Annotated in this window: 13 protein-coding genes; 6 read left to right on the top strand and 7 right to left on the bottom strand. The window is 72.3% G+C overall.

Annotated features, from left to right (window positions below; genetic code table 11):
* Positions 1-5: 5 nt before the first annotated feature.
* The 3 genes from ACNAW0_RS19830 to ACNAW0_RS19820 form a co-directional block, all read right to left on the bottom strand.
* A complete protein-coding gene (locus ACNAW0_RS19830; RefSeq protein WP_416289418.1) occupies positions 6-344 on the bottom strand; it encodes a hypothetical protein in 339 nt (112 codons plus the stop codon).
* Positions 341-802, bottom strand: a complete 462-nt coding sequence (locus tag ACNAW0_RS19825) for an Asp23/Gls24 family envelope stress response protein (protein WP_416289417.1) — start codon at positions 800-802, stop codon at positions 341-343. The genes ACNAW0_RS19830 and ACNAW0_RS19825 overlap by 4 nt, the downstream gene beginning before the upstream one ends.
* A 134-nt stretch (positions 803-936) precedes the next feature.
* The gene (locus ACNAW0_RS19820) at positions 937-2,256 is read right to left on the bottom strand and encodes a hypothetical protein (protein ID WP_416289416.1); all 1,320 of its coding nucleotides are present in this window, start codon (positions 2,254-2,256) and stop codon (positions 937-939) included.
* Between the two features lie 476 nt (positions 2,257-2,732).
* Here ACNAW0_RS19820 and ACNAW0_RS19815 point away from each other — a divergent pair, with 476 nt between their 5' ends.
* Together ACNAW0_RS19815 and ACNAW0_RS19810 are read left to right on the top strand one after the other, a co-directional pair.
* Positions 2,733-3,500, top strand: coding sequence for an SGNH/GDSL hydrolase family protein (locus ACNAW0_RS19815; RefSeq protein ID WP_416289415.1), 768 nt, complete (start codon positions 2,733-2,735; stop codon positions 3,498-3,500).
* Between the two features lie 3 nt (positions 3,501-3,503).
* On the top strand, positions 3,504-3,950 hold the full coding sequence (locus ACNAW0_RS19810) for an imidazolonepropionase-like domain-containing protein (RefSeq protein WP_416289414.1): 447 nt from the start codon (positions 3,504-3,506) through the stop codon (positions 3,948-3,950).
* Between the two features lie 43 nt (positions 3,951-3,993).
* Here the strand turns inward: ACNAW0_RS19810 and ACNAW0_RS19805 are convergent, their stop codons facing one another.
* Positions 3,994-5,208, bottom strand: coding sequence for a WD40/YVTN/BNR-like repeat-containing protein (locus ACNAW0_RS19805; protein ID WP_416289413.1), 1,215 nt, complete (start codon positions 5,206-5,208; stop codon positions 3,994-3,996).
* The gene (locus ACNAW0_RS19800) at positions 5,201-5,731 is read right to left on the bottom strand and encodes an RNA polymerase sigma factor (RefSeq protein ID WP_416289412.1); all 531 of its coding nucleotides are present in this window, start codon (positions 5,729-5,731) and stop codon (positions 5,201-5,203) included. Before ACNAW0_RS19800 ends, ACNAW0_RS19805 begins: the two co-directional genes overlap by 8 nt.
* Positions 5,732-5,846: 115 nt before the next feature.
* On the opposite strand from ACNAW0_RS19800, the gene ACNAW0_RS19795 reads away from it, so the two are divergent.
* Together ACNAW0_RS19795 and ACNAW0_RS19790 are read left to right on the top strand one after the other, a co-directional pair.
* Entirely contained in the window at positions 5,847-6,749 is a 903-nt protein-coding gene (locus tag ACNAW0_RS19795; protein WP_416289410.1) for a sulfurtransferase, read from the top strand.
* A 46-nt stretch (positions 6,750-6,795) separates the two neighbouring features.
* Positions 6,796-8,526: a hypothetical protein gene (locus ACNAW0_RS19790; protein ID WP_416289408.1), complete on the top strand. Its 1,731-nt coding sequence runs from the start codon at positions 6,796-6,798 to the stop codon at positions 8,524-8,526.
* On the opposite strand, the gene ACNAW0_RS19785 is transcribed toward ACNAW0_RS19790, so the two are convergent.
* Positions 8,501-8,929: a hypothetical protein gene (locus ACNAW0_RS19785; RefSeq protein ID WP_416289407.1), complete on the bottom strand. Its 429-nt coding sequence runs from the start codon at positions 8,927-8,929 to the stop codon at positions 8,501-8,503. The two genes, ACNAW0_RS19790 and ACNAW0_RS19785, sit on opposite strands and share 26 nt — an antisense overlap.
* Positions 8,930-8,958: 29 nt before the next feature.
* The gene (locus tag ACNAW0_RS19780) at positions 8,959-10,269 is read right to left on the bottom strand and encodes an MFS transporter (protein ID WP_416289406.1); all 1,311 of its coding nucleotides are present in this window, start codon (positions 10,267-10,269) and stop codon (positions 8,959-8,961) included.
* A gap of 135 nt (positions 10,270-10,404) precedes the next feature.
* Between ACNAW0_RS19780 and ACNAW0_RS19775 the strand changes: the two genes are divergently transcribed.
* Positions 10,405-11,028: a TetR/AcrR family transcriptional regulator gene (locus ACNAW0_RS19775; RefSeq protein WP_416289405.1), complete on the top strand. Its 624-nt coding sequence runs from the start codon at positions 10,405-10,407 to the stop codon at positions 11,026-11,028.
* Positions 11,029-11,088: 60 nt separating this feature from the next.
* Positions 11,089-12,456: an acetyl-CoA carboxylase biotin carboxylase subunit gene (locus ACNAW0_RS19770; RefSeq protein ID WP_416289404.1), complete on the top strand. Its 1,368-nt coding sequence runs from the start codon at positions 11,089-11,091 to the stop codon at positions 12,454-12,456.
* Positions 12,457-12,486: the final 30 nt, after the last annotated feature.

Below are 12,486 nucleotides of genomic sequence, written 5' to 3'. Positions count from 1 at the left end.
TCCCATCATGCTGTGCGAACATCCGCGCCGGCCGGAGGCGGATCCTCGAGATCGGCGATAACCACATCGACCCGCCGACCGGCAACCAGTGGCGCCACCGCCGCCCGGACCTCACCGGCGAGTTCTTCGGCCGTAACCCCCCACCGGCCCCTGATCTGGACCACCACGGCGTCGGGGTCGACGGCCACACCCTCGATCTGGCGACCGGGCAGGTAGGTGCTGCGGCCTCCCGGCCAACCCGAGGTCAGGCCCACCACGTCCGGACAGGCGCGGACCGCGTCTACCACGGCGTCCACGTCGACGCCGTCGACCACCGCGTCGTGCTGACCAACGATGGCGGTCATGACACCCGCGACTCCTGCCGTTGGCCATCGGCCTCGGGCAGATGCACGTCATCGACGCTGATGTTGACCTCGACGACGTTCAGGCCGGTCATCCGCTCGACGGCCGTCTTGACGTTGCGCTGGATGTTCCGGCCCAGGTCAGCGATGCTGACCCCGTATTCGACGATGACGTCCAGGTCGACCGCAGCCTGGGTCTCGCCGACCTCGACGCCGACCCCCTGCGAAACGTTCGGCCCACTGCTGCCCGGAATCCGTTCCCGGATGGCAGTGAACGCGCGCGTGCCGGCGGAACCCATGGCATGGACGCCCGCCACCTCCCGGCACGCCATACCGGCGACCTTCTGCACCACGTTGTCGGCAATCATGATCTTGCCGTCTTCGTTGCTGAGCTTGTTCGGGCGGGCTGGGTGGGTGCCAGCCGCGCGTCCAGCCTGCTCGGTTCTGGTCTCCTGACTCATGGGGCGCGCACTCCTTCGGCTGCTCCTCGATCCGGCGCTTTCTAAGACTGGGGCCCCGCGAGGATTTGCGCGCCCTTCGACCGAGACTTCCTCCGTTCGGGTCAACGGCGGTTGGGTCGTGGCTCGCTCGGCGGTCAGCGCACCTTGGCCTTGAGGTAGGCGGCCCACTCCTTCTCGAACTCCTCGTACGACACGCCGAGGACGTCCCGCGTCAGATCGTCGAGCTTGCCGCTGCGGTAGTGCTCGACCACGAGCTGGAACATCTTCTGCTCTCCGTACCGCTCGACGATGTAGCCGATGGCCGAGTGGCCCAGCCAGTAGTGGTACTCGACCCGGCCCTCCAATTCCCAGGACTGGGTCCCGGGCAGCGAGGACGGGTAGCCGATCTGGCGGATAACGGCCCGGGAGCTGGGCGTACGCGGGCTGGTCAGCCAGGGCTTCCGGTCGTGGCCCAGGTACTCCGCGAACCCCTCGACCACCCAGTTTTCCCGCTCGCCCACGAGAGAGGAGCCCGGGGCCCGGGCGGTGAGCTTGCCGACCAGGGCGTGACCGATCTCGTGCCGGAACAGGTTCAGCTGCCGCTCCCGGGTTCCCCTGGTGAAGTAGTACTCGTCGCGGGCGTTGATCACCACCCGGGTGGCCCCGACCGCCGGGGTGTTCTCGTCGCCGTCGAGCACGCCCTCGGGCGGCACCGGGATCGCGACCCCGGACTCGGTGGCGGTTTCCTTCGTGGTCCGGTAGAGGGAACCCATCTCGGACCGACCGTTGACCAGGGAGATGACGAAGCCCGGCGGCGTCTTGCCGCTCACCCCGCCAGCCCGCCAGGCGGCCAGGTCGTCCACCGCGGCCTGCTCGGCGGTCGGGGCGTACCGCTGCGCCTCCGCCCGAAGCGACGCGTCGACGATCAGCAGCGTGTGCGGCGTCCGTTCGACGTGAATGTCCCGCCACTTGTCCCAGGGGGCCGGGTAGTGGGTCGCATCCCGCTGGCGCTCATCCGGGACGCCCCCGGCCCGGATGACTTTTAGCGGGGCACCCTGGTCAGCCTGGACGATCGTCCACTGGTACCACTCCTCGACCGGGCCGACGTCGAAGCCGTCGAACCGGTGCACGAACGCCACCGTCACGTCGACCTCGTGCCCGCCGCCCACCGCGCGGAATGCGCTCTTGTGGCGGTAGACGAAGCGGACGTCGGCCAGCGGCAGTTTGCTGAGGTTGCGGTAGCGGCTGGTCTGGTTCGCGAGCAGGTCCTTGTCGGTCGGGTCGAACGGCGCGACGAACGTCTTCTCGTCCCGGTCGGTGAGCGCCCTGGTGTGTTCGGCCAGCAAGGACTCGATCTTCGACTGTTTGATCGGGTTCGTGTCGTAGAGCTCTTCGACCGAGTCGTCGTTCCGCTCGTCGAGGTACGACTTCAGCCCGACCAGCGCGCCCGTGGCGCACAGGGCCAGGGCCAGCACTCCCGCGCCGAGTCCGATCCACAGGCCGCGTCGGGACCGCCTCGCCGGTGGTGCTGGCGGCGGAGCGTACCCGCCCGGTGGCGGGTAGGCCGGCGGCCCATATGGCGCGGGCGGCCCGTACGGCGCGGGCGGAGCACCGTGGGCGCGCGGCCCGGGCGGGGCGGGGTGGGCGTGCGGCCCGGTGGGCGGTGGGGCGTACGGTCCGGGGCGTCCCGGCGGAGGAACGGGTGACGGTCCCTCGGTCATGGCGTGCGTCCTCGCTCGTGTCCGACGTGTCGGATCCGCATCCACTCAGGGGCCGTTCCGACTGGGGTCGGGCGCCATTATTTCCGTCGAGTGCCCGATTCTCTGCCCCGTTCCGCCCACCAGTGGCGTGGGCAGCGCCACGTCCGTACGTGGCAGGCGCGCCCGCCGACCGTTTCCGGTGCCAGAATGGCCGACGCCGATGGGAACGCGATTAGCCGGAGGGACGACAGGTGCGCTGGCGCAGCTTCGTGGCGGTGGGTGACAGCTTCACCGAGGGCCTGAACGACTCCTATCCGGACGGCACCTACCGCGGCTGGGCCGATCTGGTGGCGGCCCGGCTCGCTGCCGACGCCGGCCCCGACTTCGGGTACGCCAACCTGGCGATCCGAGGCCGCCTCTTCTCGAACATCGTCGCCCAGCAGGTGCCGGCCGCCCTGGCCATGAAGCCCGACCTGATCAGCTTCGCGGCGGGCGGCAACGACGTGCTGCGGCGTACCTTCGACGCCGACTCGTTCGTCCCCCGCTTCGACGCGGTGATCGGCGAGCTGCGCGGCAGCGGCGCCGACGTGATCCTCTTCCGGTTCGCCGACGTGATGGCCCGGCTCCCCGGGCAGCGGTTCGTGGCGCCCCGGGTGGCCCTGCTCAACCGGGTGGTGGGGGAGGTCGCCGAGCGGCACGGCGCCATCCTGGTCGACCTGTACGCCGACGACACCTACCTCAACCCGATGCTGTGGAGCACCGACCGGCTGCACATGTCGGCGGCCGGGCACCGGCGGGTCGCCGGGCAGGTGCTCACCGCGCTCGGGGTGGGTTGCGACGAGGAGTGGCTGCTGGTGCCGCCGCGCCCCGCGCCGACCCCGTGGCTGGCCGCCCGTGCCACCGACCTGCGCTGGGCCGGGCAGCACCTGGCCCCGTGGATCAAGCGGCGGCTGACCGGCCGTTCCTCCGGCGACCTCGTCACCGCCAAGCGGCCGGTGCTCGGGCCGATCGTCGACTGACCGGTGCGGACGATCCACGCCGCGCCGCTGCTGCGGCTCACCCTCGACGAGGAGCCACGCCCGGATCACGCGGTGCTGGTCTCCGGCGACCGGGTCGAGGCCGTCGCGCCGTTGGACGAGCTGACGGAGGCGTACCCCGGGGTGCGGGTGCGGCACTGGGCCGGGATCCTCGGGCCGGCGCTGGTGCACGACGGGCCGCTGCCGCCCGCTCCCACCCCGCGCGAGCGGGTGTACGCCCTGTTCCGGCTCGGTGCCGCCGCGGTGCTCGCCGCTCACCTGCCCGATCCGGCGCTCCGGGCCGCCGCGGCGCGCGGCGGCGTCGCGGTCCTCGATCGGGCCCGCCCGCCGACGCTGGTCCCGGCCGGCCGCGCGGACCTTGCCGTCTTCGGCGACGACGGCTCCTGCCTGGCCACGGTTGTGGCCGGGCGGCTGGTCCACCGCCGTGCCTGACCGCCCCGAGGGCCGGTGCCGACCGGGCCCTCGGGATGGTCGGTCAGGAGACCCAGACCCAGGTCCGGTCGACGCCCCGGCCGGTACCGAGGAACTGCATGTTGCCGGACGTGAGCAGCACCGTGCCGTCGGGTAGGACGTCGACGCCGTAGTTGGAGTTGCCGCCCAGCGGGTCACGCAGCTCGGGCACGTCGACGTAGCGGCCTTCGGCCACGAAGCCCATACCGCTGTACATACTGGTGACCGCCAGGATGCCGTCGCCCACGGCGGCGACCCCGTCCGTGTCGTCTGGCAGGCCCGGGCCCTGCTGCCAGCGGTCGCCGACCAACCGCCACACCGCGTTCGGTCGGTCCGTCCGCACCAGCCAGACCTCGCGGCCGTCGGGCGAGAGGATGAGCTTCCCTGCCCCCGCGACGGCCGGCAGCTTCCGCCAGGTGCTGCCCTGGTTGTCGCTGGTTACCACGGTGAACCGGTCCCCTTCGGGGACGGTGAGCCAGAGTCGCCCGTCCCCACCTTCGATGAGGGCACTCTCGACGTCCTGTCGCAACGTCACCGGTGGCTGGTGGGGCAGCGCGCCGCCATCGAGCCGGAGGACCTTCAGCCGAGGGCAGGTACGGACCCAAACGATCGCCGTGGGGCATCCGAGGTACAGGCCGGCGGAGGTGGCCACGGTGCGCCTGGTCGCCTCGGGCGGCGAACTCAGCGGGTGGCTGGTCCAGGTGGCACCGCCGTCGACGGTCACCAGGTACCGGTCGCGCGCCATCACGGTCAGCGTCTCGTCGTCCCTGGGCAGCAGGTGCACCCCGCCGGTCGGGGCAGCCGGGAAGGCCGTCCGTCGCCAGGTCACGCCCGCGTCGGTGGTCCGGGCGATGGTTCGCTGGCAACCGCGGGCGTCCGGATCGTACGAGCCGCAGGTGTCGAAGAGCGCCCAGCCGGTGCGGGCGTCGACAAACCGCAGGCCGGTCAGCTTGCCCGGGACACCCGGCAGGGCGACCTTCCGTTCGGTGAGCTTCCCGACGGGTGTCGGGGCGACGGTGGGGGTGGGCATCGGCTCCGGCCGGTCGCCCCGGTGGGCGGCCAGGTAGCCGCCGGCCGACCCGGTGAGCAGCAGCGCCATCACCCCGGCCAGCAGGCCACGTCGCTGCCGGCGGCGGGCGTGGACTCGGCGCTGGGCCTCCGGTACGCCCGGCGGCCGGAAGGTCTCCCTCGCCGCCGCCTCGAACTCGGCGAACATCTCCTCGATGACGGTGTCAGGCACGGTTGCCCTCCGCTCGGGTCTCGGTGAGCTGGCCGGCCAGCGCGGCCCGGCCCCGGGACAGCCAGGAACGGACGGTGCCCTCCGCCGCACCGACCTGCTCGGCGATCTCGGCGATGCTCAGGTGGGCCAGGTGGTGCAGCACGATCGCCCGGCGCTGGGCCTCGGGCAGGGTGGCCAGCGCCCGGATCAGCGCCACCCGGTCCGGTTCCGGACCGGGAACGTGCTCCTCACGCTGCTTGGCCAGGTGTCGCACGGCGGTACGCATCCGCCGGAGCCGGCTGGTCGCCAGGTTCCAGGCCACCCGGCGGATCCAGGCCGAGGGATCGTCGTACGCGCTGATCCGAGGCCAGCGTTCCAGCATCCGGCAGAACGCCTCCTGGGTCAGGTCCTGCGCCTCCGCGTGGTCCCCCAGGTACGCGTAGAGTTGCACGGCGATCCGATGGAAGTGCGCCTGGTAGAAGTCGGTGAAGTCCACCGGCGCTGCCACGGACCGGGGTGGCCCGGTCTGTTGCCGTACGGTCATAGCGATCCTCTGCGATTGGCGGGTTCCGTCACTGTCACGCACGACCCGCCGCATTTGCTGCACCCGGTTTTCGTTGCCCGGCCGCTGGCCCGGGATCGGGCGTAGCTTGGGGCTCATGGCTGTGCCGAGCGATCCGAATCCCCGCCTCCAGTCGTACGCCAACCCACAGCGCCTGGTCACCACCGAGTGGCTGGCCGAGCACCTGGGCGACGAGGGGCTCGTGGTGGTCGAGTCCGACGAGGACGTGCTCCTCTACGACACCGGTCACCTCCCGGGTGCCGTCAAGGTCGACTGGCACACCGAGCTGAACGACCAGGTGACCCGGGACTACCTGGACGCGAAGAGCTTCGCCGAGCTGTGCGCCGCGAAGGGCATCGGCCGGGACGACACGGTGGTCTTCTACGGCGACAACTTCAACTGGTGGGCCGCGTACGCCCTCTGGGTCTTCTCCCTCTTCGGCCACCCGGACGTACGGCTGCTCGACGGCGGCCGGCAGAAGTGGATCGCCGAGGGGCGCGAGCTGACCCGCGAGAAGGTGACCCGACCGCACGCCGAGTACCCGGTGCCGGAGCGGAACGACACGCCGATCCGGGCGTACCGGGAGCAGGTGATGGCGCACGTCGCCGCCGGCCGGCCGCTGGTCGACGTCCGCTCGCCCGGCGAGTACACCGGCGAGATGCTGCACATGCCGGACTACCCGCAGGAGGGCGCGCTGCGCGGCGGGCACATCCCCGGTGCGGTGAGCAAGCCGTGGAAGTCCGCCGCGAACGAAGACGGCACCTTCAAGTCGGCCGACGAGCTGAGCGCCATCTACGCCGACCAGCTCGGCCTGAGCCCGTCCGACGACGTGGTGGCGTACTGCCGGATCGGTGAGCGGTCCAGCCACACCTGGTTCGTGCTGCACCACCTGCTGGGCTACCCGCAGGTCCGCAACTACGACGGCTCGTGGACGGAGTGGGGCAACCTGGTGCGCGCCCCCGTCGTGAAGGGCGACCAGCCGGGCGGCCTCGCCGGCTGAGCCTCGACCGGCCCACCGACGGCGTCGTCGTTCCGGCAGCGGCGGAATGCCCCGACCGGGGGGCGATCCGGCGTTGCGCCGTGCGGCCGGGGCCCGACCGGGCAGGCTGGGAAGCGGCCGTCGGAGCAGCCGAGGAGGGGGCGTGGGTCGCCTGGACAAGCGGTTCGTGGCGCTGCTCGTAGTGGCCGCTGCGCCGCCCGCCGTCGAGGGCATTGTCCTCGACGTGTTCGGGTTCCGCGCCGCCGACGGGCTGGCCCCGCAGGTCTCCGCGGTCTGGCCGTACGACACTTACCACGACCTGCGGTGGCTGTTCGTCTACCACGACTCGTGGTCGACCTTCGCCATCGGACTGGTCGGGCTCGTGCTGTTCCGGGCGTCGCTCACCACCGCGCTGGTCCTCCTGGCCTGGCCGCGGCAGGTGCCCCGGCCGAGCCTGCGCTGGCTGGGTGGGCGGACCCTCGCGCTGACCGCGGTGATCGTCGTGGTGGTGTCGCCCTGGGCGGCCCTGTCGATCGCCGCCTCGGTGGTCGCTCTCTCCTGGCTGCTGCTCGCCTCGCTGCTGCCGCTGTTCCTGCTCGCGCCGTTCCTGCAACGCGCGGCCGTGGTGGGTACCTGGTGGCGCGGGCTGCCCTCGATCGAGCTGGTCGGCTGGTCCCTGCTCAACATCGTGGTGCTCACCGTGAGTGGCGCGCTGGTCTGGTCGGTGCCGATCGGGTGGACGGCACCGGTGGCGGCGATCGCCGGGGCGATCAACGGGCTGCTCTGGCAGCGCACCGTGTTTTCGGCCGTGCTGCCGCGCCGACCGGTCCACTGGGCGCGAGTGCCCGCCGCACCGCTGGCGATCCTGCTTGCCTTCATCGTGCCGGTCGTCGTGCAGCCGGCGCTGGCGGCCCTGCCCGGGAGGTCGGGCAAGCCACCGGCGATCGCGCTGCTCGACCGGCCGTTGCCGCCCACTGTCCGGCACGCGGTGATCTTCGTAGCCGGAAACGGCAGCGTTTACGACGGGCAACCTCCCGTCGACCCGAACGTGCAGTGGTTCTCCTACCGAGGACTGGATGCCCAGGGCAAGTCCCTGCCGTTCGGGGCCCGGGACACCTTCCGCTCGATCGAGTCCAGCGTGGCGCTGCTCAACACCCAGGTGGAGCTGCTGCACCGGCGTACCGGCCGGCCGGTCGCGGTGGTCGGGCAGAGCGAGGGGGCGATCGTCGCCCGGACCTACCTGGCCGCCCGGCCGCACTCGCCGGTGGACCTCCTGGCCATGTTCAGCCCGTTGATCAACGCGGGTCGCTCCTACTACCCGCCGCCCGGGGTTTCGGGCTGGGGCGTCGCCGCCGGCTGGGAACTGCGAGCCATCTTCGGCCTCGCCGACGTCATCGCGATGAGCGGTATTGGGCCGGAAGAGCCGTTCGTCCGGTCGATCCTTGACAACGCGCCCTTCTACCGCAACGACCTGATGTGCCCGGTCCCCGGCGTGCGGATCGTGGCGTTCCTGCCGACCACCACCGCCACCGAGGCTCCGCCGGGCAAGTACGCGGGCGTGCCGGTCTTCGAGATGCCGGCCGTACACGGCGGCCTGCTGACTCAGCCGGTCATCCAGGAACGTCTGCTGAACTTCCTTGAAGGGGCGCCGGTCAGCAAATCCGAGAGCGATTACACCCTGCTCCAGGATGTCGCCGCCGCCTGGCAGGCGCCACCGCTGGCGGTGGGCATCAACCCTGTCTGGCGGGGGGAACGGCTGCCCGACCCGGCCTTCACCGGAAGGGTCTGTCAGGGCTGACGTCGTCCGCCCGAGGGCCCTGTCGCCGGCACACCCACAGCAGCCGCAGTACCGCCACCGCCAGCCCGATCACGATCGCGGCCCAGACCGTTTCGAACGGAAGCATGATCACGTGGACGAGGATGCTGGCCCCCGCGATCACCGCGGCGAGCCGGACCGGCCACGGGCGGGTGGTGAAGAGGAGGAGCCCGGCCACCAGCATCAGCACCGCGAGCACCAGGTGCGCCCACACCCAGCCGGTCATGTCGAGGCGGAGCAGCGCTCCGGGGTCGCCCACCACGTACGGGTCGTCGTCCAGGTCGCTCGACCCGGCGAGGCCGTCGAAGAGCCCGGCCGCGGTGAGCAGGACTGCCGCCAGCAGCCGCTGCCGGTGCTTGAGACGCGCCTCGTCGTGCCGGGTCACCCCGCCCTCCCTCCGCCGTTCCTCCCAGACTAGGGACGAGCGGCCGGCTCCGCCCGGTCCTCGGCGGTGTCGCGCAATGTCCGCCACGCACCTGCGGTGACCAGGGCAAATACCGCGGCCGCCGCCCAGCCCACCGGGGCCACCCCGTACGCCTCCCCGGCGAACCCGGCCAGCGCCGCCCCGATCGGCGCGCTGGCCAACCCGACCACCCGCTGCGCCGCGCCGACCCGACCGAGCAGTTCCGGTGGCACGTGCCGCTGGCCGTACGCCGACCAGAGGCTGTTCCAGACCGTGGTGCCGGCGGCGAAGCAGGCCAGCGCGATGCCTCCGGCCAGCGGTTGCCGGGCCAGCGCGAACCCGGCCAGCGCCAGGGTCTGGGCGAGCAGCACGCCGCGTAGCGCCGGCAGCGTGCCGAAGTGTCCCGCCACCGATCCGGCGGCGAGCGCCCCGGCCAGCCCGCCGACCACCACTCCCGCCGCGAACAGCCCGTATGCCGCCGCCGGCACCCGCAGCACCTCGAGGGCGTACAACACCAGCACCGCCAGAAGCCCGCTGATGGCCAGGTTCGACCCGGCGGTGGCGAGGGTGACCCGCCACAACACCCGATCCCCCCACACCCACCGCACCCCCGCCCAAGCCTCTCCCCAGACCGACCCGCCCCCACCGCCACCCCCACCCCCGCCTCCGCCGATCTTGCAGTTGTGGTCGCCGATACGCACCTTCTCGACACTTCTGTGAGGGCCGCAAGTGCAAGATCGCGCAGCCGGGGTGGGGGCGGCGAGGGCGAGGGCGAGGAGGGCAGCCAGGGCGAAGGTGAGGGCGTCGAGGGTGAACGGGAGGGGGGCGGCGAGGGCGAACAGCAGGCCGGCGAGGGGAGCGCCGAGGAAGCCACCGGCGACGGCGGTGCCGGCCTGGAGGCGGCCGTTGGCGGTGGGCAGGGCGGCCGGCGGCACCAGCGACGGCAGCACGGCGAACGAGGCCGCGTCGAACAGCGTGCCGAGGGCGGCGAGCAGGAACGCGACAGCCGCCAGGGTGGCGACGCCGGCCCGCCCGGTGGCCACCAGCACGGCCAGGGCGGCCACCACCACGGCCCGCGCGCCGTCCACCGCCGCCATCGTCCGGCGGCGGTCCCAGCGGTCGGCGTACGCGCCGCCGACCAGGCCGAGGAGCAGCGGCGGGAGTTGCCCGGCGACGGTCACCGCGGCGATCGCCCGCGGATCGCGGGTCAGCGTGGCAGTCAGCAGGGCCAGGGCGGGCGTACGCAGGGCGTCGCCGAACCGGGAGGAGACGGCGGCGGACCAGAGCAGCCGGTAGTCGCGGCCGAGGGCGGGAGCGGTCATGCCGATGGACCCTGCGACCTGCACCCGGTCGAGGGTCAAGCGGGCCGCAACGGACGACCGGGTGGCCGATGGCGTGACGAAACCGACGGGTAACCGAGACTCCACCGTTTCGCGTCCGCCGTCTAGGCTGGCCAGGTGACGGTGGAACAGCGGTCGCGGGCTGCGGCGAACGGAGCGACGGGTACGGGTCGACGCCGGTCCCGACGGGACGAGATCCTGGAGATCGCGGTGGGGCTGTTTGCCGCCCGCGGCTACCACGGGGTGTCGATGGACGACATCGGCGCTGCCGCCGGGGTGACCGGCCCCGCCCTCTACCACCACTTCGCCGGCAAGGAGGCGATGCTGGTCGCCGCGCTGATCCCGGTCAGCGAGGGACTGCTCGCCGGTGGGCAGGAACGTGCGGCCAACCACCCGGACGACCCGCGCGGCACGCTGGAGTCGCTGATCGACTTCCACGTCGACTTCGCGCTGGCCAATCCGGCGGTGATCGCCCTGCACCTGCACGAGCTGGACCGGCTCCCCGACGAGCCGCGCCGACGGATCCGCCAGCTCCAGCGGATGTACGTCGAGGAGTGGGTGACGGTGATGACCGCGCTGCACCCGGGGTTGCCGGCCGGCGAGGCGCGGGTGCTCGCCCACGCCGCCTTCGGCCTGATGAACTCCACCCCGTTCCTCGGCGGCGAGGTGGACCGCCGGCGCCGAGCCGTGCTGCTGCGTGGCGCGACGCTCGCCGCGCTGCTCGCCCCGACCGACTCGTGAGTAACCTGCGGCTCGTGGTTCCCTAGCACCCGTCCCAACTATTGGACGCCGGGAGGAAGCATGATCGAGTCGCTGCTGGTCGCGAACCGGGGCGAGATCGCCCGCCGGATCATCCGGACCGCCAAGCGGCTGGGGATCCGTGCTGTCGCGGTGCACTCGGAGGCCGACACCGGCCTGCCGTTCGTGGCCGAGGCGGACGAGGCGGTCTGCGTCGGCCCGGCCAACCCGGCGCAGAGCTACCGGAACGTCGAGGCCATCCTCGCCGCCGCCAAGTCGACCGGCGCCCAGGCGATCCACCCCGGCTACGGCTTCCTGTCGGAGAATGCCGACTTCGCCCGTACCGTCGAGGCCAGCGGCCTGATCTGGGTCGGACCCGGCGCGGACGCGATCACCGCGATGGGTGACAAGATCAATGCCCGGAACCTGATGGCGGCGGCCGGGGTGCCGGTCGCGCCCGGCACCACCGACCCGGCGGCCGACCTGGACGCGGCGGTCGCCGCCGCCGCGGAGATCGGCTACCCGGTGATGGCCAAGGCGGCAGCCGGCGGTGGCGGCATGGGCATGGGCGTGGCCGCCGACGAGGCCGCACTGCGCACCGAGTACGACAAGGTCCGCTCGTTCGCCGAGCGGATGTTCGGCGACGGTTCGGTGCTGATCGAGCGCTACTTCCCCCGGGTACGCCACGTCGAGGTGCAGATTCTCGGCCTGGCCGACGGCCGTGTGGTGGCCCTCGGCGAGCGCGAGTGCTCCGTGCAGCGGCGCAACCAGAAGCTGGTCGAGGAGTCTCCGTCCCCGGCGGTCTGCCCGGAGCTGCGTTCGCGGTTCCTGGCCGCTGCCGTGCGCGCCGGTGAGGCGGTCAACTACCGCAACGCCGGGACCGTGGAGTGCCTGTTGGTCCCGCGCCAGCGGGACTTCGAGGGTGACGGCTCCGGCTCCGAAGAATTTTTCTTCCTGGAGATGAACACCCGGCTCCAGGTGGAGCACCCGGTCACCGAGTACGTCTACGGCGTCGACCTGGTGGAGGAGCAGCTGCGGGTGGCGGCCGGCCTGGCCCCGACCTTCGACCCGGACGCGCTCGCGCCGCGCGGGCACGCCATCGAGCTTCGGATCAACGCCGAGGACCCGAGGCGGTTCCTCCCCGGCCCGGGTGCGATCACCACCTGGAACGAGCCCGCCAGCGAGGGCGTACGCGTCGACTCCGGCTACGTCGCCGGCAACACGGTGACCCCGTTCTACGACAGCCTGATGGCCAAGCTGATCGTCAGCGGCAAGGACCGCACCGAGGCCATCGCGCGGGCGCGGGCGGCGGTGGCCCAGTTCGAGATCGCCGGCCCGAAGAACAACATCCCCTTCTTCGCCGAGTTGCTGGAGAACGAGGAGTTCCTCTCCGGCGACTACGACACCGGCATCGTCTCCCGCATGCGCTGACCGGTCGGGGTGACATGCTGGAGGTCACCC

Source organism: Micromonospora sp. SL1-18 (genome assembly GCF_047921505.1).
GTDB lineage: Bacteria > Actinomycetota > Actinomycetes > Mycobacteriales > Micromonosporaceae > Micromonospora.
The sequence above is the reverse complement of the archived record's forward strand: the minus strand, read 5'-3'. Positions and strand labels throughout refer to the sequence as shown.